This is a genomic window from Nocardia arizonensis, assembly GCF_001310275.1.
Taxonomy (GTDB): domain Bacteria; phylum Actinomycetota; class Actinomycetes; order Mycobacteriales; family Mycobacteriaceae; genus Nocardia; species Nocardia arizonensis.
Genome location: NZ_LGYZ01000057.1, coordinates 119115 through 142944, shown reverse-complemented (window position 1 = coordinate 142944; position 23830 = coordinate 119115). Strand labels below are relative to the sequence as shown.

At 70.0% G+C, this 23830-nt stretch carries 23 protein-coding genes and 1 pseudogene; 10 read left to right on the top strand and 14 right to left on the bottom strand.

Annotated elements, in window-relative coordinates:
- Nucleotides 1–85: 85 nt before the first annotated feature.
- Complete coding sequence (locus tag APZ21_RS10975; RefSeq protein WP_054813144.1) at nucleotides 86–853, top strand: sulfite exporter TauE/SafE family protein; 768 nt, start codon at nucleotides 86–88, stop codon at nucleotides 851–853.
- Between the two features lie 7 nt (nucleotides 854–860).
- Here APZ21_RS10975 and APZ21_RS10970 read toward each other — a convergent pair whose 3' ends face one another.
- Nucleotides 861–1493: a TetR family transcriptional regulator gene (locus tag APZ21_RS10970; protein WP_239476577.1), complete on the bottom strand. Its 633-nt coding sequence runs from the start codon at nucleotides 1491–1493 to the stop codon at nucleotides 861–863.
- 170 nt (nucleotides 1494–1663) lie between these two features.
- Here APZ21_RS10970 and APZ21_RS10965 point away from each other — a divergent pair, with 170 nt between their 5' ends.
- Together APZ21_RS10965 and APZ21_RS10960 are read left to right on the top strand one after the other, a co-directional pair.
- Nucleotides 1664–3169 (top strand): TldD/PmbA family protein, encoded by a 1506-nt coding sequence (locus APZ21_RS10965; protein WP_371852278.1) that lies wholly within the window; start codon nucleotides 1664–1666, stop codon nucleotides 3167–3169.
- A gap of 86 nt (nucleotides 3170–3255) precedes the next feature.
- A complete protein-coding gene (locus APZ21_RS10960) occupies nucleotides 3256–4572 on the top strand; it encodes a metallopeptidase TldD-related protein (RefSeq protein ID WP_054813203.1) in 1317 nt (438 codons plus the stop codon).
- Between the two features lie 27 nt (nucleotides 4573–4599).
- Here APZ21_RS10960 and APZ21_RS35075 read toward each other — a convergent pair whose 3' ends face one another.
- The 3 genes from APZ21_RS35075 to APZ21_RS10945 form a co-directional block, all read right to left on the bottom strand.
- On the bottom strand, nucleotides 4600–5124 hold the full coding sequence (locus APZ21_RS35075) for a DUF4333 domain-containing protein (protein ID WP_082392994.1): 525 nt from the start codon (nucleotides 5122–5124) through the stop codon (nucleotides 4600–4602).
- 148 nt (nucleotides 5125–5272) lie between these two features.
- Nucleotides 5273–5671, bottom strand: a complete 399-nt coding sequence (locus tag APZ21_RS10950) for a PPOX class F420-dependent oxidoreductase (RefSeq protein ID WP_054813143.1) — start codon at nucleotides 5669–5671, stop codon at nucleotides 5273–5275.
- A gap of 10 nt (nucleotides 5672–5681) precedes the next feature.
- Nucleotides 5682–6266, bottom strand: a complete 585-nt coding sequence (locus APZ21_RS10945; protein ID WP_054813142.1) for a PadR family transcriptional regulator — start codon at nucleotides 6264–6266, stop codon at nucleotides 5682–5684.
- Between the two features lie 90 nt (nucleotides 6267–6356).
- Between APZ21_RS10945 and APZ21_RS10940 the strand changes: the two genes are divergently transcribed.
- Entirely contained in the window at nucleotides 6357–7088 is a 732-nt protein-coding gene (locus APZ21_RS10940) for a VOC family protein (protein WP_054813141.1), read from the top strand.
- Here APZ21_RS10940 and map read toward each other — a convergent pair.
- Entirely contained in the window at nucleotides 7072–7839 is a 768-nt protein-coding gene (gene map, locus APZ21_RS10935) for a type I methionyl aminopeptidase (protein WP_054813140.1), read from the bottom strand. The two genes, APZ21_RS10940 and map, sit on opposite strands and share 17 nt — an antisense overlap.
- 73 nt (nucleotides 7840–7912) lie before the next feature.
- On the opposite strand from map, the gene APZ21_RS10930 reads away from it, so the two are divergent.
- Nucleotides 7913–8176 (top strand): helix-turn-helix transcriptional regulator, encoded by a 264-nt coding sequence (locus APZ21_RS10930; RefSeq protein ID WP_054813139.1) that lies wholly within the window; start codon nucleotides 7913–7915, stop codon nucleotides 8174–8176.
- Between the two features lie 189 nt (nucleotides 8177–8365).
- Nucleotides 8366–8458, top strand: a pseudogene (locus APZ21_RS33900) (DUF3556 domain-containing protein); the annotation flags it as partial.
- 1 nt (nucleotide 8459) lies between these two features.
- Here the strand turns inward: APZ21_RS33900 and APZ21_RS10920 are convergent.
- The 5 genes from APZ21_RS10920 to APZ21_RS10900 form a co-directional block, all read right to left on the bottom strand.
- A complete protein-coding gene (locus APZ21_RS10920) occupies nucleotides 8460–8816 on the bottom strand; it encodes a hypothetical protein (protein ID WP_054813137.1) in 357 nt (118 codons plus the stop codon).
- Between the two features lie 349 nt (nucleotides 8817–9165).
- Nucleotides 9166–10137 carry a glycine betaine ABC transporter substrate-binding protein gene (locus APZ21_RS10915; RefSeq protein ID WP_054813136.1) on the bottom strand — a complete coding sequence of 324 codons (972 nt, stop codon included), beginning with the start codon at nucleotides 10135–10137 and terminating at the stop codon, nucleotides 9166–9168.
- Complete coding sequence (locus tag APZ21_RS10910) at nucleotides 10134–10919, bottom strand: ABC transporter permease (RefSeq protein WP_054813135.1); 786 nt, start codon at nucleotides 10917–10919, stop codon at nucleotides 10134–10136. Before APZ21_RS10910 ends, APZ21_RS10915 begins: the two co-directional genes overlap by 4 nt.
- A complete protein-coding gene (locus APZ21_RS10905; RefSeq protein ID WP_054813134.1) occupies nucleotides 10916–12070 on the bottom strand; it encodes an ABC transporter ATP-binding protein in 1155 nt (384 codons plus the stop codon). Before APZ21_RS10905 ends, APZ21_RS10910 begins: the two co-directional genes overlap by 4 nt.
- Nucleotides 12057–12713 (bottom strand): ABC transporter permease, encoded by a 657-nt coding sequence (locus tag APZ21_RS10900; RefSeq protein WP_054813133.1) that lies wholly within the window; start codon nucleotides 12711–12713, stop codon nucleotides 12057–12059. The genes APZ21_RS10905 and APZ21_RS10900 overlap by 14 nt, the downstream gene beginning before the upstream one ends.
- A gap of 203 nt (nucleotides 12714–12916) precedes the next feature.
- Between APZ21_RS10900 and APZ21_RS10895 the strand changes: the two genes are divergently transcribed.
- Nucleotides 12917–14176, top strand: coding sequence for a glycosyltransferase 87 family protein (locus tag APZ21_RS10895; protein WP_054813132.1), 1260 nt, complete (start codon nucleotides 12917–12919; stop codon nucleotides 14174–14176).
- Between the two features lie 159 nt (nucleotides 14177–14335).
- Here the strand turns inward: APZ21_RS10895 and APZ21_RS10890 are convergent, their stop codons facing one another.
- The 3 genes from APZ21_RS10890 to APZ21_RS10880 all read right to left on the bottom strand — a co-directional run bounded on the left by APZ21_RS10890 (nucleotide 14336) and on the right by APZ21_RS10880 (nucleotide 19494).
- On the bottom strand, nucleotides 14336–14848 hold the full coding sequence (locus APZ21_RS10890; protein WP_054813131.1) for a DUF8020 domain-containing protein: 513 nt from the start codon (nucleotides 14846–14848) through the stop codon (nucleotides 14336–14338).
- Nucleotides 14849–15056: 208 nt separating this feature from the next.
- Entirely contained in the window at nucleotides 15057–18698 is a 3642-nt protein-coding gene (cobN, locus tag APZ21_RS10885; protein ID WP_054813130.1) for a cobaltochelatase subunit CobN, read from the bottom strand.
- Nucleotides 18699–18825: 127 nt separating this feature from the next.
- Nucleotides 18826–19494: a TetR/AcrR family transcriptional regulator gene (locus APZ21_RS10880; protein ID WP_054813129.1), complete on the bottom strand. Its 669-nt coding sequence runs from the start codon at nucleotides 19492–19494 to the stop codon at nucleotides 18826–18828.
- Between the two features lie 80 nt (nucleotides 19495–19574).
- On the opposite strand from APZ21_RS10880, the gene APZ21_RS10875 reads away from it, so the two are divergent.
- Nucleotides 19575–21146, top strand: a complete 1572-nt coding sequence (locus tag APZ21_RS10875; RefSeq protein ID WP_054813128.1) for an MFS transporter — start codon at nucleotides 19575–19577, stop codon at nucleotides 21144–21146.
- Between the two features lie 43 nt (nucleotides 21147–21189).
- Nucleotides 21190–22365 (top strand): precorrin-3B synthase, encoded by a 1176-nt coding sequence (gene cobG, locus APZ21_RS10870; protein WP_054813127.1) that lies wholly within the window; start codon nucleotides 21190–21192, stop codon nucleotides 22363–22365.
- A 34-nt stretch (nucleotides 22366–22399) separates the two neighbouring features.
- Here the strand turns inward: cobG and ddaH are convergent, their stop codons facing one another.
- On the bottom strand, nucleotides 22400–23242 hold the full coding sequence (ddaH, locus tag APZ21_RS10865; RefSeq protein WP_239476576.1) for a dimethylargininase: 843 nt from the start codon (nucleotides 23240–23242) through the stop codon (nucleotides 22400–22402).
- 137 nt (nucleotides 23243–23379) lie between these two features.
- Here ddaH and APZ21_RS10860 point away from each other — a divergent pair, with 137 nt between their 5' ends.
- A complete protein-coding gene (locus APZ21_RS10860) occupies nucleotides 23380–23817 on the top strand; it encodes an Lrp/AsnC family transcriptional regulator (RefSeq protein ID WP_054813125.1) in 438 nt (145 codons plus the stop codon).
- Nucleotides 23818–23830: the final 13 nt, after the last annotated feature.

Here is a 23830-nt window from a genome sequence, read left to right as displayed (position 1 = left end):
GTCGGGCCCGCTCTCGCACCGCGAGAGCGCAGCGTCGTCCACCGCCCGACTCGGGAAATCATGGGATCTCTGGTTGGCTGGGGCGGTGGATGTCGCGGATTGGATGGTTTTGTTGGCGGCAGCGACGGCGGCGGGCTGGGTCGACGCGGTGGTCGGGGGCGGCGGTTTGATCATCCTGCCGACCCTGTTCCTGATCGCGCCCGGCATCACGCCGCAGACGGCGCTCGGCACGAACAAGATGGCCGCGGTGGCGGGCACCGGGGCGGCGGTGGTGACCTTCGTGCGCAAGGTGCCCATCCCCTGGCGAATCATGCTGCCCGCGGCCGGGATCGCGGCGTGCGCGGCGGCCGTCGGGGCGGCGGCCGTCTCGCTCATCGACCGCGACCTGTTCATTCCGATCGTGATGGTGGTTCTCGTCGGGGTCGCGATCTTCGTGACGCTGCGGCCCTCGGTCGGGGTCACGATGGCGACTCATCCGCCGACGCGGCGCAAGGTGGTCCTGACCGTCGCGATCGCGGCGGGACTGATCGGGCTCTACGACGGCCTGCTCGGACCGGGCACCGGCACGTTCCTGATCATCACCTTCGCCACCGTGCTCGGCACCGAGTTCGTGCGGGCGGCGGCCATGTCCAAGGTGATCAACTGCGGGTCGAATATCGGCGCGCTCGTCTTCTTCGGCCTCACCGGTCACATCCTGGTGGCACTGGGCGCGGCGATGGCGGTGGCCAATATCGCGGGCGCGGTGGTCGGTTCGCGCATGGCGGTGCGCCGGGGCGCCGAATTCGTTCGGGTGGTTCTGCTCGTCGTGGTCGTGGCGATGGTGATCCGGCTGGGCTGGCAACAATTCGGCTGAGCCGTGCTCAGCGCGCGGCCGACAGCCACGGCTGCAATACCCGCGAGGTGGTCTCGTGGATCCGGCGTTGCAGACGCTCGCTGTCCTCGGCGCCCGAATGCGGTTGCTGGAACAACACTGTCAGCGCGCCGGAGACCGCGCCAACCACCGCGCCGACCAGCGCCGCCGCGCCGACCTCGTCGAATTCCTCGGGGAAAGCCGCGTGCAACTGCCTGCCGATCTCGCGCTGGGCCACCAGCTGCGCGTGCGCCGCCCGGCCGCTCACCGCGGGCACCGTGCGCGAAACCCGCGCGCGCACCGCGGCGATGCGCGCGTAGAGATCGTCGACGAGGTGTTCGCCGGGATTGTCGCCCGCCGCGCGCAGGGCGCGCAGCAGCACCTCGACCGGACGCTCCCCGGGGCGGCGTCCGGCGATGGCGGCGACGGCCGCGCGCACCCGGTCGTCGGGTTCGGGGAACAGCAGCTCCTCCTTGCTGGCGAAGTAGTTGAAGAAGGTTCGGGTGCCCACGTCGGCGGCGGCGGCGATGTCGGCCACCGTGGTCTGCTCGTAACCTCTGTGCTCGAACAGGTCGACGGCTGCCTCGAGCAAGGCACGGCGGGTACGTTCCCGTTTGCGGTCGCGGAGCGCGGATGGCGGCACGCGGGCACAGTACGGCATTCGCCGCCGTCGGTGCGGTAACCACGGGTTTCGCGCGCGCCGCCACGGCCGGTACAGGCCGGGCGGCGCGGAATCGGCCGAAGCGGATGCCGCGCGGTAGCGTAGTCGAGGTGAGCAACCCGTCATCCCAGGAATCCGCGGGGCAGACGCGTATCGACGCCGAATTCCTCGCCCTGCCATCGGTTCCGCTCGCCGAGACCGCCCTCGCCGCGGCCACGGCCGCGGGCGCGCAACACGCCGACGTGCGGGTGCACCGCCTGGTGACCCAGTCGATCCGCTTGCGCGACGGTCTGGTCGAGGCCGTCACCGACTCCACCGACCTCGGCTTCGCGGTGCGCGTGATCGTCGATGGCACCTGGGGTTTCGCCTCCCATCCCGCGCTCACCGCGGATGCCGCGGTCGAGGTGGCCCGGCGCGCGGTGACCGTCGCCGTCGCGCTGCGCGCGCTCAATCGCGAGCGCGTCGAGCTGGCCGAGGAGCCGGTGTACGCCGACGCGCGCTGGTCCTCGCCCTACGTGCTCGACCCGTTCGCGGTGCCGACCGCCGAGAAGGTCGCACTGCTCCAGGACTATTCGCAGCGCCTGTCCGCCGCCGACGGCGTCGATCACGTGACCGCCTCGGTGCTACAGGTCAAGGAGCAGACCTATTACGCCGACACCTCCGGGTCGAGCATCACCCAGCAGCGGGTCCGGGTGCACCCCCAATTCGAGGCCATCACCGTGGATTCCGCGGCGGGTGTCTTCGAGTCCATGCGGACCCTGGCCGCACCGGCCGGGCGCGGGTGGGAGTACGTGACCGGCGCGGACGGAGTCTGGGACTGGCACGGCGAACTCGCGCGCATCCCGGAGTGGCTGGCGGAGAAGGTGAAGGCGCCCAGCGTCACACCTGGCACCACCGACCTGGTGATCGATCCGACCAATCTGTGGTTGACGATCCACGAATCCATCGGCCACGCGACCGAATACGATCGCGCCATCGGCTACGAATCCGCCTACGCGGGCACGTCGTTCGCCACCCCCGACCAGCTCGGCACGCTGCGCTACGGCACCCCGATCATGCACGTCACCGGTGATCGCACCGAACCGTACGGTCTGGCCAGCGTCGGCTACGACGACGAAGGGGTCGCGGGTCAGCGCTGGGATCTGGTGCGCGAGGGCACCCTCGTCGGCTACCAACTCGATCGCGTCTTCGCCCCGCGTCTCGGACTGGCCCGTTCCAACGGCTGCTCCTACGCCGATTCGGCTCATCACGTACCGATCCAGCGCATGGCGAACGTGTCGCTGCGTCCCGACCCCGAACGCGATACCAGTACCCGGGAATTGATCTCGCGCGTCGAGGACGGGCTCTACATCGTGGGCGACAAATCCTGGTCCATCGACATGCAGCGGTACAACTTCCAGTTCACCGGTCAGCGCTTCTTCCGCATCCGCGGCGGCGAGCTGGACGGTCAGGTGCGCGATGTCGCCTACCAGGCGACCACGACGGATTTCTGGGGCGCGATGGAGGCCGTGGGCGGACCCTCCACCCGATACCTCGGCGGTGCGTTCAACTGCGGCAAGGCCCAGCCCGGCCAGGTCGCGGCGGTCAGTCACGGCTGCCCGTCGATCCTGGTGCGCGGCATCAATGTTCTCAACACCCGGACGGAGGCAGGGCAGTGACGGGATTCCGACACACCGGCACGGATCTGCCGCACGCGGCCGAGTTCGTCGAACGGGCGCTGGCGCTGTCGAAGGCCGACGAGGCGATGGTCATCGTCTCCGACGGTTCGGAGGCGACGCTGCGCTGGGCGGGCAATTCCATGACAACCAACGGGTCGACGGTGTTCCGCGACTGGAGCGTGGTGTCGATCTTCCGTGACGGCCCGCATTCGGCGCGGGTCGGCAGTGTCGGGTCGACCAGCGTCGATCCGGCCGATATCGAGTCGGTGGTGCGGGCGAGCGAGGCCGCGGCGCGCGACGGCGAACCCGCCAAGGACGCCATGCCGCTGCTGGACTCACCCACCGAAGCCGCGGATTGGACCGCCGAACCCGAGCGCACCGGCATCGAGGTCTTCACCGCCGCGGCCCGGGATCTAGCCGCGGGTTTCGACGGCGCGGACCGACTCTACGGCTTCGCCGAACACCGGCTCGTCACCACCTGGCTCGGCACCTCCACCGGTCTGCGCCGCCGCTACGCGCAGCCGACCGGTTCGGTGGAGATCAATGGAAAGCGTGGCGAAGGCGCCGATCTGGCCAGCGCCTGGGTCGGCGTCGGCACCGTCGACTTCGCCGATGTCGATGTCGCGGCCTTGCTCACCGATCTGTCGCGGCGACTGGACTGGGCGGACAAGAAGATCGAATTGCCCGCAGGGCGGTACGAGACGCTCATGCCGCCATCGACCGTCGCCGACATGATGATCTACCTGGCCTGGTCCATGGAGGGTCGCGGGGCGCACGAGGGCCACACGGCCTTCGCGCGGGCGGGCGGCACCCGCGTCGGCGAGCGGCTGACCGATATTCCGCTGACCCTCTACTCCGATCCCGCGGCGCGCGGACTGGAATATCAGCCGTTCGTCGCCACCCGCGCCTCATCCGAGACGGTGTCGGTCTTCGACAACGGCATGTCCGCCGAACGGGTGGACTGGCTGCGCGACGGCGCGATCCAATCACTGATCTATCCGCGCGCCACCGCGGCCGAATACGGCGCCACGGCGACGGTGCCGGGAGAGAATTTGCTGCTCACCGGCGGTTCCGAGGCCACGTTGGCGGAGATGATCGCGCGCACCGAGCGCGGGCTGCTGCTCACCACGCTGTGGTACATCCGCGAGGTGGATCCGGCCACCCTGCTGCTCACGGGACTGACACGCGACGGCGTGTACCTGGTCGAGGACGGCACGGTGGTCGGGGCGGTGAACAATTTCCGGTTCAACGAGAGTCCGCTGGACCTGCTGCGCCGCGCGACCGACGCCGGCGCCACCGAGATCACGCTGCCGCGCGAGTGGAAGGACTGGTTCACCAGGACGGCCATGCCGCCGTTGCGTATTCCCGACTTCCACATGTCCTCGGTGAGCCGGGCGACGTAGCCGTCACGCGAGGCGGTGCGAGCCGCCTCAGTGCGGCTTGCCCACCTCGTAGGTGCCGTCGCGATCGGTGACCGTCACCGTGACGCTGCGCCGCACGCCGTCCACGCGCGCGGTGCAGTCGAATACGGTGCCGATCTCGACCGGTTGCGCACCTGGGCATTTCACCTCGCGCACGTCATCGAGTCCGTAGGACTCGCCCAGCACCCGAACCACTCCGCGCTGCACGGCCACCGGGTCGAGATTGTCGACGGGCGCGGCGACCGTGGTGCGCTGGACCGGCTCGGGCACGGTGGCAGGCGTCGCCGCGGCGGGCACCGTGGCCGCGGCGGCGGCCGGTGCGGCCTTGGCCGGGCGCGGGGCCGATTCCCGGATGTTGACCACCACGAGTCCGGCGATCACCCCGGCGATCGCGATCGCGAAGGCGGCCGCGACACCGGCGAAGATGACCGGCACCCACCCGTTGGCGGAGTATCCGCGCTCCGGCCCGCGCGCGGGCTCCGGTGCGATCGGATAGGGGCGAGCGGTATTCGGTTGTCGCGTCGGTACCGACATCACGTTCCCTCCCCCGGGGCAGGGTCGAAACATGAGGTCCGCCGTGGACTACCCCGGTGCGCGACGAGAATATCGGAGCCGGTGCGGCCCGCGCGCCACACTCCCCCGAATCGTGCTTCCCGACTTGCGAATTGCGCGGCGCGCCGGGTCACGCCGCGGGCCCTCCGACCGCCGGGGTGATCTCGATGCCGATCGTGCCCGCCTTGCCGCGGCGCAGGTTGCTGCCGGTGATCACCAGCGGACCCATGAGGAAGTACTTGCGCCGCAACAGTTTCCGCACATGTTCGGTACCGGCGGCATCCATGATCACCGCGGTGGCGTCGATCGCCTCGCCGCGCGGGTTGCCGCGCACGTCGCAGGGCTGCACGGTGACCGCGGGATTGCGGCGCACGCGTTTGACCTTCCAACTGTCGGTGACGGTCCAGACGTAGAGCTTGCCGTTCTCGGCGACCGCCCACAGCGGTGTGGAGACCGGGGTGCCGTCCTTGCGGAAGGTGGTGAGGAGTACGTAGTCCGCGTCACCCACGGGACCGAGCGTATTGGTCATGTGCCGCAGCCTAACCCGGCCGCGGTGGCGGGGCAGCGGGGCCGCGCTGGTCCGCCATGCGGTATTCGCCCGCCTCGAGGCGCGCGAGCACCCGTCCGGTCCAGGCCGCGAGATTGTCGAAGACACCGCTCCAGAGTTCGAGCAGGTCGGTGGCGTGCGGCTGGTCGTAGCGGCCCGGGAAGTCGGGCACCATGGCGATCAGTTCGTCGCGGACCGAGACGCTGTTGCGGCGCTGTTCGCGCAATTTCTCGATGACGTGCGCGCGGGGCAGCGCGTCCATGAAGGCGATACCCGCGCCGAGTTCCTCCATGTCGATGCTCACCAGCGCGGCGTCCATGAGGTCACGGAACTCCGTCTCACCCGCCGGTGTGAGGGCGAACAGGGTGCGTCCCGGACCCTTGTCGCTGCTCTCGGCGCCCTCGTCACTGAGTTTGCCCTCGGCGCGCAATTGTCTGAGCGCGTGGTAGATCGAGCCGGGTTTGACATTGGTCCAGGTCTCGGCCCGCCAGGACAGCAGTTCGGCGCGCACGGCGTATCCGTGCGCGGACCCGCGCCTGCGGATCACACCGAGTACGAGCAGGCGCACGGCGGACACGTCGACATCGTACCGAGCCTTGACCCTTTCCCTGTCCTGGCCCTAACCTGGAGTAATCAAATTTGACTAGCATGTGACGAAGGGATTTCCATGGGCGACTCGCCCGTTCCCATCCTCTGGACCGCCGCGCCGTCTGCGACGCTCGACTTCTACCGAACCCTCGGATACACCGTCACCCACGAACAGACCAAGCCCTACGTCTACCTCGCCTTCGAGCGCAACGGGTGCCCGATCCACTTCGTCGGCGCACCCGCGTCGCTACCCGACGGATTCGAGCACGCCGGATGCCTGGTGATGGTTGACGACGTGGCCGCGACACACGCCGACTTCAGCGCGGCACTGCGCGCGCGATTCGGCCGCGTCCCCGCCAAGGGCCACCCGCGCATCACCCGATTCCGTCCGGGACAGACCCGATTCAGCCTCGTCGATCCCGACGGCAACACCCTCATCTTCATCCGCCGCGACGAGCACGAGGAGCTGGAATACGGTGGCGCCGCGGAGCTGACGGATCTGGCCCGAGTCATCGACAACGCGCGCATCCTGCGCGATTTCAAGACCGACGACAAGGCCGCCGCCCGCGTTCTCGAAGTCGGTCTCGCCCGCCACGCGCTCACCGCGAGCCCCGCCGAACGCGGGCGCGCGCTGGCGATGCTCGCCGAATTGGCCGTCGCCGCGGACGATCTCGTGGCCGCGCGAGACTATCGTGAGCGCGTGGCCGCACTCGATCTCGACGCGGCCGGGCGCGCCGAGGTCGAGCGGGAACTGCGCGCGGGTTTCGAGCTCGAACAGTGGCTGAGCGCGGAGATCACGCCGCGAGGGTGAGCACGCGCGGGCCGTCGGCGGTAACCGCGATCGTGTGCTCGGAGTGCGCGGTGCGCGACCCGTCGGCCGAGCGGATGGTCCAGCCGTCCGCGTCGGTGTATATCTCGTCGGTGGTGCGCGCGAACCACGGCTCGATCGCGAGGGTCAGGCCGGGGCGCAGCAGATACCCCCGGCCCGGTCTGCCGGTGTTGGGCACGTGCGGATCCTCGTGCATGGTGCGACCGAGTCCGTGACCGCCGAATTCGGTGTTCACCGGGTAACCGTTTGCTCGCGCGACCCCGGCGATGGCCGCGGAGATGTCACCGATCCGGTTGCCGGGCAGCGCGACCGCGATGGCCGCGGCCAGTGCCGCCTCGGTGGCGCGCACCAGTCGCAGGTCCTCGTCGTCGGCGGCGCCCACGATGACCGTGGTGGCGGAGTCGGCGACCCATCCGTCGATGTCGACGGCGAGATCCATGCTGAGCACGTCGCCCTCGCGCAGCGCGTAGTCGAACGGGAGGCCGTGCAGCACCGCGTCGTTCACCGACAGGCAGACGGTATTACGGAACGGGCCGCGCCCGAAGGATGGTGAGTAGTCCCAGTAGCAGGACCGCGCGCCGCGTTCGGCGATGCGGCGGCGCACGTGCGCCTCCAGGTCGAGCAGATTCACCCCCACCTGCGCGCGGGTCCGCAGTTCGTCGAGTACCCGTGCGACGAATTGTCCGGTCACCCGCATGCGTTCGATCTCGCCGGGCGATTTCAGCTCCACCATGAGTCCTCCGTCGGTATTTTAATACCGAGCATAGCGGCTTGCGGTATTTAAATACCACTCGTATCCTGACCGCATGGTTCGTCTGCCGCTCACGCCCGCCCAGATCGAGGCCGGTCGCCGTGTCGGCCACCGTCTGCGCACGGCCCGCGCCGATCGCGACCTCGCCGAGGTCGCCGCCGCGGCGGGCATCTCCCCGGAAACCCTGCGCAAGATCGAGACCGGTCGCCTGCCCTCCCCCGCCTTCGGCACCGTGGTGGCGCTGAGTCAGGCGCTCGACCTGCCGCTCCAGGAACTCGCCGACACCTGGCGCTCGGCGGGGCTGGCCGAATCCGCCTGAGCCGCACCGTGATCAGCGCGCGCCGATCGCCGGCCCCACCGATCCGTCCGCGCCCTCGACCATGCGGTGCGCCCAGATGAGCAATCTCCCCGCGACGCGGTACTTGTGCCCGATCACCGAGCGCACCCGCTCGGTCCCCGCCGCGTCGAGTACTTCCGCGCGCCCGGCCACCACCGGCGTGTCACCGGCGGCGAATTCGAACGCGGCACGGTGTACGTCGCCGACATGGTCACCCGACAGCCGTGGGACGACGACGTGCCGGTGCACGTCGATCCCGCGTGAATCAGCTCGCGCCCACCCCGCCGCCGATGGCGAGGTACACCGTCATCAGCACGAACAGGAACCAGCCCGCCCCCTGCCAGATCGGCCAACTGCCGCCGTCGCGCCACACGCGATAGGTGCGGACGAACGCGCCGATGCCACCGAACAACAGCACCAGCGCCGGCATCAGGACCACCGCGACCTGCGCGGTGGCATCGCAGAGCACCACCTCCGCGTCGGCGCACGCCTCGCGGCGGCCCACCCAGGTGAAGGCCACCGCGGCGACGATGGCGGCCACAGCCAGCACGGTGAGGACATAGGTCGCCGCCCGACGGAAGGTTCCGTCGTCTCGCCAACTCTTGCCGACGTCGTCGCTCATAACACCTCGTCGCAGGTATTACCGCGCCCGCGCGGGTCAAACATCGGCCTCGGAGCGCCTCCGCCCGCTCGGCCTCGCCCGCATCCGGCACCTCGAGCGGCGCGACCACGCCGAGCACTGCCGCACGAGCGTGACCAGGTCGAATCGGTCTGATCCACGCGCCCGCGGACGTGGCGGCGCTGGACGCCTCCTCGGCGTCATCGACGCGGCCGAGAGCGAAGGCCGCTCCGAACTCACCTTCGACTTCGCCCTGGTCCGCACGCTCGGCGGTCTCGCCGCGCGAGACGCCAATGCGGCGAATTCCGTTCCGAGAGTGCGGAATCCGCACATCACGGGCCCTGAGTGCGATTCAGTCCACGGTCACGAACCCCCGCGCGACCATCCAATCGCGGGCGACCTCCGCAGGTTCCCGGCCCTCCACGTCGACCTGACGGTTCAATTCGGTGATCGCCTCGTTGGTCAGCAGCCGTGAGATCGGCGTCATGATCTCGGCGATGCACGGATGGGCCTCGGCGAAATCCGCGCGAAGCACCAGCGCCGCATTGTATTTGGGGAAGAATCCGAGATCGTCGCGCAGGAGCACCAGATCGAGCGCGGGAATGCGGCCGTCGGTGGCGGCGACCGAGCCGAAGCGGCACTGCCTGGCATCCGCGGTGGCCTGGTACACCACCGGGTCCTGCATGATCTGCCTGCGCGCGGCGCCCGCGTCGATACCGTACCGGCGCGCCATGCCCGGATAGCCGTCGCGGCGGACATTGAATTCGGTGCCGACGCACATCGTCGCCGCGCCGGGGTCCGCGGCGACCAGTCGCGCGTAGTCCGACAGCGTGCGCACGCCCAACTCCTCCGACACCCGGCGACTGGTGGCGATGGCGTAGGTGTTGTTCATCGGGGCCATGGCCGTCCACAGCATGCCGTGCGCGGCCCGGTCGGCGTCGCGCACCGCCTCGAATTGGCCCAGTTCGTCCGGCACCGGGGTCTCGTTGCCGAGGTAGTTGATCCACCCGGTGCCGGTGTAGTCGTAGGCGAGATCGATCTGGCCGTGCAGTTGGGCGTCGCGCAGGCTGTTGGACCCCTGGATATTGGTCAGATCGCGCACCTCGGCGCCCGCGGCGACCATCGCGAATTCGATGAGATAGCCGAGGATGTTCTGCTCGCTGAAATCCTTGGAGCCCACCGTGATCGTGACACCGTCGAGTTCCGGAACGGCCGTGATGGTCCCCGGCCCGACTCGCAGCGGCACCGCACCGCCGGATTCCAGGCCGCAGGCGGCGAGCAGGGCGAGTCCGAGCAGCGCGGCCAGCGCCCGCACCGCCCTCACCGCAGCCCCCGCGGTCCGAGGAACTGTTCGGCCAGGGCGCCGAGCCAGTCCACGAGCAGGGCGAGGGCGACCGCGAGCACCGCGCCCACCACGAGTGTCGGGGTATCGCGCAGTTTGTAGCCGGTGTCGATGAGTATGCCGAGGCCGCCCGCGCTCACCAGGAACGACAGTGTCGCGGTGCCGACGGCCAACACCAGCGAGGTGCGCAGGCCCGCGAGGACATAGGGTACGGCGAGGGGGAACTCGATGCGGCGCAGCACCGTGACCGCCGACATGCCCTGCCCGCGTCCGGCGTCGACCAGCACCGGATCGACCTGCTGGTAGCCGAGAATCGTATTGCGCAGCACCGGGAGCAGCGAGTAAAAGGCGATGGGCGCGACGCCGATCCAGAATCCGGTCGTCCGGGTCACCAGGTAGAACAGCACGATCAGGCCGATGGCGGGCGCGGCGGCCCCGACATTGGCGATACCGACGAAGATCGGGGCGAGACGGCGGTATCCGGGTCGGGTCAGCAGGGTGCCGAGCGGCACGGCGACCGCGACCACGATGCCGACCACGGTCGCGGTGATGAGGACGTGCTGCCAGGTCGCGGTCGCGATCGAGCCCGCGTTCAAGCTCGCCCGCTGCGTGGCGGTCAGATCACGGTTCAGCGCCCAGGTGAGCACGCCGACGGTCGACACCGCCACCAGTAGCGGCTGGACCAGCAGCCGGAGGAATTCCGCCCGGCGCGCGGTGTCGCGCCGGGCCGCGACGGCCGGGCCGTCCGATACGGCCGCGGTCACCGTGTCGCCTCCGCGCGTTCGGCGGCCGCGGCGCGCTGCGCGGACAGGTGGCCGACCAGCGTCTCGATCGTGACCATACCCGCGAATTCGCCGTTCTCGGCGGTGACGACGGCGGTGGCGGACTCCTCGGCCAGCAGCGCCTCCAATGCCTCCTGCAGAGTCGAGCGCACCGACACCGTGGCGCCGACGGGAACACCGAGTTCGCCCAATGACGCAGCGCCGGTGAGAAGTTCGGCGGCGACCCGGCGCAGCGGGCGGCGGCGGTCGTCGAGGACCATCACCGTCGACCGGTCCCCGACCGCGGCGCGCGCCGTGTCGACCGAATCGGATTCCCGTGCGGTCGGGCACTCGTCGAGCCCGATGTCCTCGATCCGGGTCAGGGTGAGCTGTTTGAGCGAGGCGTCGGCGCCGACGAATCCGGCGACCGTCTCGTCGGCGGGTCCGGCCAGAATGGCGGCGGGCGTGTCGTATTGGAGGATGCGTGAGCGCTCGCCCAGCACCGCGATCCGGTCGCCGAGTTTCACCGCCTCGGCGAAATCGTGCGTGACGAAGACGATGGTCTTACCCAATTCGCTTTGCAGGCGCAGCAATTCGTCCTGGAGGGCGCCGCGGGTGATCGGGTCGAGCGCACCGAAGGGCTCATCCATGAGCAGTACCGGCGGATCGGCGGCCAGCGCCCGCGCCACCCCGACCCGCTGCTGCTGACCGCCCGACAGTTCGCGCGGATAGCGGCCGCGATAGATGCCGGGCTCGAGTCCGACGAGGTCGAGCATGGCGTCCACGCGTGCCGAGACGCGCCGCCGATCCCAGCCGAGCAACGCGGGCACGGTGGCGATGTTCTTGGCGACGGTCATGTGGGGGAACAGCCCGGCCTGCTGGATGGAATAGCCGACGCCGCGGCGCAACCGGTCCGGGTCCATGGCGGTGACATCCTGACCGCCGATGGTGATCGTGCCCGAGGTCGGCTCGATGAGCCGGTTGATCATCCGCATGGTCGTGGTCTTACCGCAGCCGGATCGACCGACCAGCACGACGATCTCGCCCGCCGGGATCGTCAGCGACACCCGGTCGACCGCCGGAAGCGGTTGACGCGGATAGTGTTTGGTGACGTCGTCGAGCACGATCTCGGCGGCGATATCAGTTCCGGTCACGGATTCCCCTCGGGGTGGTCAGACGGCCGACGAGCACAAGGACGCCGTCGAGCGCCAGGGCGAGCGCGATGATGAGCACGGTTCCGGTGAGCGCCTGGGGCACCGCGTTCGGACTGCCGAGCCGCGACAGACCCGAGAAGATGAGGTTGCCGAGGCCGGGCCCCTTGGCGTAGGCGGCGAGCGCGAGTATTCCCATGGTCATCTGGGTGCTGATCCGCATCCCCGCCAGGATCGACGGCCAGGCCAGCGGCAGTTCGACGGCGGCGAGCACCCGCAGCCGGTTCATGCCGACACCGCGGGCCGCATCCGTCACCGCCGGGTCCACCGAGGCGAGACCGAGGATGGTGTTGCGCAGGATCGGCAGCAGCGCGTAGATCACCAGCGCGACCACGGTCGGCCCGACACCGAGTCCGAGCAGCGGGATCAGCAGACCCAGCAGCGCGAAGGAGGGAACCGTGAGCACGGCGCTCGCCGCCGCCGTGGCCGCCGACGACCCGAGCGGACTGCGATACACGGCGATGCCGACCAGCACCGCGATCGCGGTCGCCACGACCAGCGACTGCACCACCGCGGACACGTGCAGATACGAGTCGATCAGCAACTGATGTCGCCGTGTGAGGACGAAATTCCACAGCGTGTCCAGGACCGCACCTCCCCGTCACCCCGCAACCGGGAGACCTTCTCGACCGGAATGCCCACACCGTGGCGAGCGAAACCCACTGTGCAGCAGTCTGCCACGCGCGTACTTCGCTCGGCGCCGCCTTCGCTGGACACGCGATCACCGACCCGCCCATCGAGAGATACGCCGACGGGCCGCGCCACGTAGGCTGCCCCGTTGTGTCGGGTATGTCGTGGGTGCGCGGGCTGTGGTCGGTATGGGTGCTCACCCGGGTGCTGATGGTGGTGTTCACCGGGGTCACCGCGCTGCCGCACAGCGTGTGGGACGCCTCGGCCGCGGATCTGACCCTCTACCGGGAATGGGCCGAGATCATCGTGACCCGGCACACCTTCCCACTGCACGACGAGCGCTGGCAGTATCCGCCCGGCGCGGGCGCACTGCTGGCGCTGCCGTGGGTACTCGGCGGCGGCAACGGCTACAACTGGCTGTTCTTCGCGCTGATCGCGGCCGCGGACGCGGCGGCGCTGGGTCTGCTGATCCGCGCCGCGCGGCGCGACGGCGGCGTCGCGGCGCGCACCGGGCCGTGGGTGTGGGTGCTCGGCGTCGCCCTGCTCGGCCGAATCTGTTACGGCCGTTTCGATCTCGTCGTGGCCTGCGCCGCGGCGGCCGCACTGCTGTGGCTGTCACGACGACCGCGGGCGGCCGGGGCGGCCGTCGCGGCGGGCGTGCTGCTGAAGCTGTGGCCGGTGCTCGTGCTCCTCGGGGCGCGCGGGCGCACACTGCGATCGGCGGGTGCGGCGGCGGTCTGCGCCGGTGTCGCGGCGGCGGCGGGCCTGTCGGCGCTCGGGCCGGGCGGATGGTCGCTGCTGCGCTTCCAGTCCGAGCGCGGTTTGCAGATCGAATCCCCCGCCGCCACACCGCTGTTGGTGGCCCGGCTGGCGGGCGGTGACTGGTCGATCGTGCACCGCTACGGCGCGGACGAGATCGTCGGTCCCGCGGTCTCCGCGGTGGCCGCCTGCTGTGTCGTCGCCACCCTCGCCGGTGGCGCGCTGCTGCTGGTCGCCCGGTGGCGACTGCGCCCGGCGGTGGTGGATCTGGCGCTGTGCGCGGTGCTGCTTGCCACCGTGACAAGCCGGGTGCTCAGCCCGCAATATCTGGTGTGGGCCGTCGCGGTGGCCGCCGTCTGCGCCCTCGATCCGCGAACCACCCAGCGCCCCGTGGTGACGCTGGTCCTGGCGGCGGCATTGACGACCCAGATCGAATTCCCGTTCGTCTACGACCGCGTCGCCACCGGGGCCCTGCCCGGGGTCGTGGTTCTCGTCCTGCGCAACGGGCTACTGATATACGCGACCGTCTGGTCGTTGCTCCGACTGCGTCACGGTGCGTCGCGCGCCGTCCAGGAATCGCGCGACGGCGACGCCCGCGCTCCGCGAGCGGCCGACGCGAGTGCGTCCGTGCGCGTCCCCGCGCCTTCGGCGGCGACGTGAGGAGGTGCGGACCCGACCCGCGCACCTCCCGGTTCGATTCGTTCGACCGTCCGTGATATCGCGACCATCCCGGCAGCACGATATCCGCACCGCGATGCCGGAGACAGTCGTCGAACGCGGGAACTCAGCCGCGCCGTGATCTCACCGATTGCCGCCGAGTCACTGGTTGGCGCCCGCGACACCGCCGATGAGGCCGCCGATGACGCACCCCGGAATGACACCGACGACCAGGAAGACGAGTCCGACGAGGAAGCCGAGGCCACAGCCGATGAGTACGCCCGCGACGGTGGTGCCCGCATCGCCGATGAACTCAGGCTGGACGGCGGTGGAGACCGGGGTGAGGGTCAGCGTGGTGGCCGAGGGGTCGACCTCCGGCGCCACCTGCACCTGCTGACCGGTGATGGTGCGCATGCTGGTCGGGACGGTCGCGACGACCGCGCCGTCCGGGGCGACGACGGAGATCGTGTCGTCCGGCGCCACGACGAACCGGCCCGAGGCCAAGGTCACGGTGGCCGACGAGCGGTCCGGCGCCACCGAGGCCGAGTATTCGACGCCCTGGTCGGCGCCGGACACCCCGCCGGCGGCCGCGGGCGAACCGGAGGCGGTGGCCGCGGAGATACCGGTCGCCGCGACGGTGAGAATCGTTGCCGCGACCAATTTCTTGATGTTCATGGGTAATATGTCCAATCCAGCCGAATCGTTGTATGTCGTGTGCTCGAGAATCGGACGTGGCGGACAGGCCATACGCGCCCGCACACCACCTCTCGGGTACTGATTCGGAGCAGCCGGTGGTGCGGATCTGCCCGGACACGGAATTCGTGATCTTGTCCCCGGATGCGCCCGTCCCCAACATCATCCCGACACGGCCGGGAACCCACGGCTATTCGAGTTCGCCCTCGGTCTCCAGATACACCTGACGCAGCCGGTCGAGGGTCTGCGGTTCGGGCGCGGACCACATCCCGCGTTCGGCCGCCTCGAGCAATCGCTCGGCGATGCCGTGCAGCGCCCACGGATTCGACTGCTCCATGAACTTGCGGTTCACCTCGTCGAAGACGTAGCTCTCGGTGAGCTTCTCGTACATCCAGTCGGCCACCACGTCGGTGGTCGCGTCGTAGCCGAACAGATAGTCCACGGTGGCGGCCATCTCGAAGGCGCCCTTGTAGCCGTGCCGCCGCATCGCCTCCAGCCAGCGCGGATTGACCACCCGCGCGCGGAACACCCGCGAGGTCTCCTCGGACAGGGTCCGGGTGCGCACCGCGTCGGGCCTGGTGCTGTCGCCGATGTACGCCTCGGGGTTCGCACCGGTCAGCGCCCGTACGGTGGCGACCATGCCGCCGTGGTACTGGAAGTAGTCGTCGGAGTCGGCGATATCGTGTTCGCGGGTGTCGGTGTTCTTGGCCGCCACCGCGATTCGCCGGTAGGCGCCGCGCATGTCCTCGGCGGCGGGTGCGCCGTCGAGGTCGCGACCGTAGGCGAAGCCGCCCCACGCGGTGTACACCTGTGCCAGATCGTCGTCGGTGCGCCAACTCTTGGCGTCGATCAACTGCAACAGACCCGCGCCGTAGGTGCCCGGCTTGGAGCCGAAGATCCTCGTGGTCGCGCGACGGTGGTCCCCGTGGTCCGCTATATCCGAATCGACATGCGCGCGTATGTAATTCGACTCCGCGGGCTCCTCGAGCACGGCGACCATACGGACCGCGTCGTCGAGCAGCGCCAGCACATGGGGGAAGGCGTCGCGGAAGAATCCGCTGATGCGGACCGTGACGTCGATGCGAGGGCGCCCCAGTTCCGCGAGCGGGATCACCTCGAGGGCGGTGACGCGGCGGCTCGCCTCGTCCCAGACCGGCCGCACGCCCAGCAGCGCCAGCACCTCGGCGATATCGTCGCCCGAGGTGCGCATGGCGGAGGTGCCCCACACCGACAGGCCCACCGAGCGTGGATAGTCGCCGTGGTCGGCGCGGTAGCGCCGCACCAGCGAATCCGCCATGGCCTGACCGGTTTCCCACGCCAGACGCGACGGCACCGCCTTGGGGTCGACGGAGTAGAAGTTGCGCCCGGTGGGCAGCACATTGATCAGACCGCGCAGCGGCGACCCGCTGGGACCGGCCGGAATGAAGCCGCCGTTCAGCGCGTGCAGCACCCGATCGATCTCTATCTGGGTGCCGCGCAGGCGCGGCGCCACCTCGGCCGCGGCGAAGCGAAGCACCGTGCGCACGGCATCGAGCCGCGGCGTCGCCTCGGCCGCGTCGGCCGCGTCGGCGATGGAGGCGGCGTGCGCGTCGACCACCGCGTCGACCGCGTCCGCCGACCAGTCCGCGGCCTGCAACGCGGCCACCAACCGGCGCGCCGTGGCCTCCACCGCGTCGACGTGGCCGCGTGCCGCCGAACCGGATTCGTCGAGGCCGAGCGCCTCGCGCAGACCGGGGACATTGCGTTCGCCGCCCCACAGCTGACGCGCGCGCAACATCGCGAGCACGAGATCGACCTCGGTCTGCCCCGTCGGCGCGGCGCCGAGCACGTGCAGACCGTCGCGGATCTGCACGTCCTTGATCTCGCACAGCCAGCCGTCGACGTGCAGCAGCATGTCGTCGAAGGTCTCCTCGTCGGGACGCTCGGTCAATCCCAGATCGCGGTCCATCTCCGCCGCGCGCATGAGGGTCCAGATCTGCTGGCGGATCGCGGGCAGTTTGGCCGGATCGAGTGCGGAGATATTGGCGTGCTCGTCGAGCAGCTGCTCGAGTCGCGAGATGTCGCCGTAGCTCTCGGCGCGCGCCATCGGCGGAATGAGATGGTCGACCAGCGTGGCGTGCGCGCGGCGTTTGGCCTGCGTGCCCTCACCCGGATCGTTGACCAGGAACGGATAGATCAGCGGCAGATCGCCGAGGGCGGCGTCGGTGCCGCAGGAGGCGGACATGCCGAGCGTCTTGCCCGGCAGCCATTCCAGGTTGCCGTGTTTGCCGAGATGCACCACGGCGTCCGCGCCGAATCCGCCGGACTCCGGCGGCGCGCCGAGCCAACGGTAGGCGGCCAGGTAATGGTGGCTGGGCGGCAGGTTCGGATCGTGGTAGATCGCCACCGGATTCTCGCCGAATCCGCGCGGCGGCTGTACCATCAGCACGATATTGCCGAAACGCAATGCGGCGATGACGATCTCGCCCGCCGGATCGCCGCGACGGTCGACGTAGAGTTCCCCCGGCGGCGGGCCCCACGCCTCGATGACGGCCTCGCGCAGATCCTCGGGCAGGGTGTCGAACCAGACGGCATAGGTGGCGGCGCCGAGTCGGATCGGGTTGCCCGCCAACTGTTCCGCGCTCAGCCAGTCCGGGTCCTGGCCGCCCGCCTCGATCAGCGCGTGGATCAGGGCGTCACCGTCGCCCTCGGCGAGGCCGGGTACATCGTCCGCGGCGCCGAGATCGTAGCCCGCCGCCCGCATCGCGGCCAGCAGTCGGATCGCGCTGGCGGGTGTGTCGAGACCGACCGCGTTGCCGATGCGGGCGTGCTTGGTCGGATAGGCCGACAGCATGAGCACGATCTTCTTGTCCGCCGCGGGAATTCGGTTCAGCCGCGCGTGGCGCACGGCAATACCGGCGACTCGGGCGGCCCTTTCGGCGTCGGGGACGTAGGTGGACAGACCCTCGGCGTCGAATTCCTTGAACGAGAACGGCACCGTGATGATGCGCCCGTCGAATTCCGGCACCGCGACCTGGGTGGCGACATCGAGCGGAGACAGACCGTCGTCATTGGCCGCCCACTGGTCGCGGCCGCTGGTCAGGCACAGACCTTGCAGGATCGGGACGTCCAGTTCGGCCAGCGCGGCCACATCCCACGCCTCGTCGTCCCCGCCCGCCGCGGCGGTCGCGGGTCTGGCCCCGCCCGCCGCGAGCACGGTGACCACCAGCGCGTCGGCGCGGCGGAGGGTCTCCAGGAGTTCGGGTTCCGCGGTGCGCAGCGAGGCGCAGTACAGCGGCAGCGGACGTGCGCCCGCGTCCTCGATGGCCGAGCACAGCGCATCGATGTAGCCGGTGTTGCCCGCCAGATGCTGGGCGCGGTAGTAGATCACCGCGACCGTGGGCGCGCTCTCGTGCACCGCGCGCGCGGTGCGGCCGAGTTCGCCCCAGCTCGGCATTTGCACCGGCGGTTCGAAGCCGTGCCCGGTGAGCAGCACCGTGTCGGACAGGAAGTTGTGCAGTTGGCGCAGATTGTCCGCGCCGCCCGCGGCGAGATAGTTGTGCGCGTCCGCGGCCACGCCGACCGGCACGGTGGAACAGTGCATGAGTTCGGCGTCGGGGGCGATCTCACCGCCGAGAGCCACCAGCGGTACGCCGTGCGCGCGCAGCGCCTCGAGCCCCTCCTCCCAGGCCCGCTTGCCGCCGAGAATGCGCACGATCACCAGATCCGCGCCGTCGAGCAGCGCGGGCAGATCCTCGACCAGCAGCCGAGCCGGATTGCCCAACCGGTAGTCGGCGCCTGCGGCGCGCGCGCTCAACAGATCGGTGTCGGACGTGGACAGCAGCAGGATCACAGGTGACCTTCCTCGGGTGACGCGCCCATCGGGTGTGGTGCTCGCCGGAGAGGGTCTGGCTGTTCACAGTGGCGCGACCGCACCGGAATTCCACCGGTTTCCTCGTCGTCCGCCGAGCACACGCATGCTACCCGGCGGGGAATTCCAGTGGATTCGGGTGCCCGCGCGGTGCGTCGAAGGTCGATCGCGCGGTGGCGCGGGCGGCGAGAAAGTCGTCGACGATGCGGACGCACTGGTCGCGCGTCGGCGCGCCGAGTCCGAGGAGTTTGACGAAGACCAGGGGGCCGACGAGTTGTGAGAGCGCGAAGGTCATGTCGAAGTCGCCGAGCTGCGCGCGGGCCTCGGGTGTGGCGAGCACCTTGTCGAACGGCACCCGGTACTGGTCGATCAGACGGCGGCTCAGCGAGGTCAGTTCTGGGGTGCCGTCGTCGCGGTCCGCGCCGGTCGCCAGCCAGGCCAGGGTCGAGACCTGCAACGGCGCGTCGTGTATGGCCTCGGCCTGCCGTTCGAGCAGCACGATGAGGCGATCGCGCAGCGGCCCGGCGGGCGGCGTCTCGATGACGGGGGGCAGCAGCCGCTCGATGGCGGCGGCCCGCAGCTGCATGGCGTTGTCGAAATGGCGGTAGAGCGTCGTCTTCGCGACCTTGGAGAGTCTGGTCACGCCTTCGACGGTGACCGCCTCGAGCCCACCGGACTTCAACAGCGCGGTAGCCGCGTCGAGTAGCCGATTCCTCGAGCGGACGCGTCGCGGGTCGATATCCGCGGCGTCATTCGCGTCGTCGAAACCGTACGTCACCGATACCGCCTCCCTATCTACCTGCCGTCCACTTATGCTACAGATAGTAGCGGAGCGATACCGAGAGTTTCGGAGACCCGATGGATGTCAATCGACGCGGCGGCCTTTCCGTCGCACATCGCTGGCTGCTGATCCTGTCCTGCCTGGCGGTGACGCTGGTCATCGCCTCGATGGCCGCGCTCTACACGACGCTGCCGCAGATCGCGGTCGACATCGGGGCCAGCCAGGCCGAATTGACCTGGATCGTGGACGGATACACCCTCGCGCTGGCCTGTCTGGTGCTGCCCGCGGGCGCCCTCGGCGATCGCTTCGGGCGGCGCGCCGCGCTCGTCATCGGCCTCATCGTCTTCTCGCTGGCCTCGGCGCTGCCGCTCCTGCTCGACAGCCCGACCTGGATGATCGCCGCGCGCGGTCTCGCGGGTGTCGGCGCGGCACTGGTGATGCCGTCCACCCTGTCGCTGGTCACGACGAGCTTTCCGCCCGAGCGGCGCAACGGCGCGATCGGGCTGTGGGCGGGCGTCGCGGGCGCGGGCGCCATCCTCGGTATCCTCGGATCCGGCATCCTGCTGGAGTTCTGGTCCTGGCCGTCGGTCTTCGTCGGCATGACCGGTGCGGGCGCGGCGCTCTCGATCGCGGCGTTCACCGTGCCCGAATCCCGCGACCGCGCGCGGCACGCCTTCGATCCCTTCGGCGCGCTGACCGGCGCTCTCACGATCGGCGCCATCGTCGTCGCGGCCATCGAGATACCCGCGCGCGGCTGGCTCGATCCGGTGGTGCTCGCCGCGACCGCGCTCGCGCCGGTCTGCGCGATCGCATTCGTCGCCACCGAACTGCGGGTGCCTCATCCGATGCTGGACGTGCGCCTGTTCCGCGACCGCGGCTTCGGCAGCGGCACCGCGATCGTGGCATTGCAGTTCCTGGTCGGATTCGGCATGTTCATGCTGATCGTGCAGTACTTCCAGCTGATCTCGGGATACCGTCCGCTGATCTCGGCACTGGCGATGGCGCCCATGATGGTCCCCATGATCAGCGTGTCGACGGTTGCCCCTTGGCTCTCGCAGCGTTTCGGACTGCGCCGGCCCGCGGTGGGTGGACTGGTCATGATCGGCGCGGCGCTCATCGCGTTCGCGGGCGTCGATGTCGACGCCTCCTACATCGACATCCTGTGGCCGCTGCTGGTCATGAGTTTCGGTGTGGGACTGTGCACATCGCCCGCGACCGCCGCGATCATCGCGGGCACGCCGGTGGCCGACCACGGTGTCGCCGCGGCCGTGAACGACGCCGCCCGCGAGGTGGGCGCGGCCATCGGCATCGCCATCGGCGGCAGTGTGCTCGCCGCGGGCTACAGCGAGCGCATCGCACCCGCGCTGCCGCGCCTGCCCGAACAGGCGCGCGGTCCGGTCGGCGACTCGCTGGCGGCGGCCTTGCAGGTCGCCGAGCGCGCGGGTCCGATGGCCAAGCCGCTCATCGAATTCGCGCGGGCCGCGTTCGTGCACGGTATGCATCGCTCGGCCATCGCCCTCGGCTGTCTGACCCTGATCGGAGCCGTCGGCATCGCGGTGTGGGCGCCGGGTCGCAGACGCGTCGAGGAGTCCGACGCGGCGGCACCCGCCGAAGCCGCGCCCGAACCCGAAGAGCAGACCGCGGGCTAGCCCACGCGGCACGTCACCGGGCGCGCCGTAGGCTTGTCAGGTCATGACCCGACGTGTTCCCGATTCCTGTCCCGGCGTGCTGCGGCTGCATCAGGCGGCCGACGGCCCGCTGGCCCGTATCCGGCTCCCCGGCGGAACGCTGACCCCGCGCCGCCTCGCCGATCTCGCCGAGATCGCCACCGAACTCGCCGACGGCGCCATCGAACTGACCTCGCGCGGCAATCTGCAACTGCGGCGGGTGAGCGACGCGGCCGCCGCGAGCGATCGGCTCGCCGCCGCGGGTCTGCTCCCGAGCCGCAGCCACGAGCGGGTCCGCAATATCGTGGCCTCGCCGCTGTCCGGCCGGATCGGCGGACGTGCCGACGTGCGCCCGCTGGTCCCCGCACTCGACGAGGGCCTGCGCGCGCTGCCGCGTTTGGCCCAGTTGCCCGGTCGGGTGCTGTTCACGCTGGACGACGGCCGCGGCGATATCAGCCCACTGTCCGGCGATATCGGGCTGCACGCGGTCACCGCCGACGAATTCGCGCTGATCCTGGCGGGGCGCGATACCGGTGTCCGTGTCGACGGCGCCGCCGCCGTCGACACGGTACTCGCCGCCGCGGCCGGTTTCCTTGACCTGGACGCGGGCCAGTGGCGGCTGCACGACGTCGTCGACGGCGCTTCCCGCGTCGTCGAACTGGTCGGCCTGACCCCGACGGCCGAATCCCTGGACTTCCCGCCGCACCACGGCATGCCGATCGGCTGGCTGCCCCAGGACGACGGCCTGGTCGCCCTCGGCGCGGGCGTGCGCCTCGGCACTCTCCCCGCCCGTACCGCCGAATTCGTCGCCGCCGTCGAACGCCCGGTCATCATCACCCCGTGGCGCGGTCTGATCGTCACCGACCTGGACGAATGGTCGGCCGAACAGGTCGTGCGCGTCCTCGCTCCGATGGGCCTGATCTTCGACGTCGACTCCCCCTGGCTGCGGGTGAGCGCCTGCGCGGGACAGCCCGGATGCGCCAAATCCCGGACCGACGTCCGGGCCGACGTCACCGCCGCCGTCGAATCCGGCCGGGTACCGCGCGAGTCCGGTCCCGCGCACCCGACCCAACCGGTGCCCTCCCACGAGGTCGTGGTGGGCGGACGCCAGCACTGGTCGGGCTGTGACCGGCACTGCGGTCGACCGCGCGGCGAGGTCACCGATGTCACCGCGACCCCGGACGGATACCGAATCGACTGAACGCGGTATCGGTATCCGGGAAACCACTGATGGCTCAGTGTAATTCGAGGGTGCAGCATTTGACGCCGCCGCCCGCTTTCAGCAGTTCCGACAGGTCGAGGCCGACCGGGTTGTAGCCGCGCTCCAGCAGGGCGGCGGCGAGGGCGTGTGCGCGGTCGGCGAGGAAGACGTTGTAACCGTCGGATACGCCGTTGAGGCCGAGGACAAGGGCGTCCTCCGCCGAGGCGAGGACGGCGTCGGGATAGAGCGCCGCCAGGATCGCCCTGCTGTCGGCGTCGAAGGCGGACGGGTAGTAGGCGATGGTGTGATCGTCGAGCGCCATGAGCGCGGTGTCGAGGTGGTAGAAGCACGGGTCGACCAGGCGCAGCGACACGACGGGCAACCCGAAGAACAACTCGACCTCCCGGTGCGCGGCCGGAGAGCTGCGGAAGCCGGTGGCGGCCAGAATGCGCGAGCCGACCCGAAGGAAATCGCCCTCGCCCTCGTTGACCTCACCGGCGGCGACCAGATCGGCGAATCCGCGCCCGGCGAACCAGGCGTGGTAGGCGGGGCCCTCGGCGGCGCGTTCGGCATGGGTGAAGCGGGCGGACATGGCCCGCGAGCCGATCACCACGCCGCCGTTGGCGGCGAACACCATATCGGGCAGTCCGGGCAGACCGGGCACGAGATCGACCGCGTGACCGTGATATTCGAAGCAGGCGCGCAGGTTCTCCCATTGGGCCAGGGCCAGAGCGCGATCCACCGGCGCCCCGGGGTTCATCCAGGGATTGATCGAATAGCTGACGTCGAAATGGTCGGGACGGCACATCACGAACCGTCGCGGGGTCGAGCGCCGAGCGGTGGATTCGGATGCGGAAACGGTGGCTACAGAGGTCACTGGAATCTCCCGATGTCGGCACGGCTTGCTCCCCTGACACGACGGTAAGTGACCTACCATTGCGCCAGAAATACCGATTCGTTGCGTAATCGGCGAATAGTCCGACGAATTGTTGTGCGCAGACGGGAGACAGTGACGTGGACGACATCGATCGCCGCATCCTCGGCCATCTGCTGCGATCGGCGCGCGCCTCGTTCCAGGAGATCGGCGCCTCGGTCGGGCTGTCCGCACCCGCGGTCAAGCGTCGGGTGGACCGCATGGTCGCGGGCGGGCAGATCACCGGATTCACCGCACTGGTCAATCCCGCCGCCCTGGGCTGGCGTACCGAGGCGTACGTGGAGGTCTACTACCGCGACAACATCAGCCCGGCCGAACTTCGTCGAAGTCTCGAGCCGATTCCGCAGGTCGTCGGTGTGTGGACCATCGCGGGCGAGGCCGACGCCCTGGTGCACGTGATGGCCACCGACATGGCCGAAATCGAGTCGACGGTGGAGCGCATCCGCGACAACGCCGCGGTCGGGCGCACCCGCAGTTCCATTGTCATGTCGCGCATCCTGGAACGTCCGCGCACCTGATCCGCCCGCCCCG

Excerpts from the sequence above, each read along its gene's own strand:
- APZ21_RS10940 (WP_054813141.1), top strand. The coding sequence starts at position 6,357 with ATGGGCGACTCGCCCGTTCCCATCCTCTGGACCGCCGCGCCGTCTGCG.
- APZ21_RS10930 (WP_054813139.1), top strand. The coding sequence starts at position 7,913 with ATGGTTCGTCTGCCGCTCACGCCCGCCCAGATCGAGGCCGGTCGCCGT.
- APZ21_RS10890 (WP_054813131.1), bottom strand. The coding sequence starts at position 14,848 with ATGAACATCAAGAAATTGGTCGCGGCAACGATTCTCACCGTCGCGGCG.
- APZ21_RS35075 (WP_082392994.1), bottom strand. The coding sequence starts at position 5,124 with ATGTCGGTACCGACGCGACAACCGAATACCGCTCGCCCCTATCCGATC.
- APZ21_RS10895 (WP_054813132.1), top strand. The coding sequence starts at position 12,917 with ATGTCGTGGGTGCGCGGGCTGTGGTCGGTATGGGTGCTCACCCGGGTG.
- APZ21_RS10960 (WP_054813203.1), top strand. The coding sequence starts at position 3,256 with ATGGTCATCGTCTCCGACGGTTCGGAGGCGACGCTGCGCTGGGCGGGC.
- APZ21_RS10920 (WP_054813137.1), bottom strand. The coding sequence starts at position 8,816 with ATGAGCGACGACGTCGGCAAGAGTTGGCGAGACGACGGAACCTTCCGT.
- APZ21_RS10950 (WP_054813143.1), bottom strand. The coding sequence starts at position 5,671 with ATGACCAATACGCTCGGTCCCGTGGGTGACGCGGACTACGTACTCCTC.
- map (WP_054813140.1), bottom strand. The coding sequence starts at position 7,839 with ATGGTGGAGCTGAAATCGCCCGGCGAGATCGAACGCATGCGGGTGACC.
- cobG (WP_054813127.1), top strand. The coding sequence starts at position 21,190 with ATGACCCGACGTGTTCCCGATTCCTGTCCCGGCGTGCTGCGGCTGCAT.
- APZ21_RS10875 (WP_054813128.1), top strand. The coding sequence starts at position 19,575 with ATGGATGTCAATCGACGCGGCGGCCTTTCCGTCGCACATCGCTGGCTG.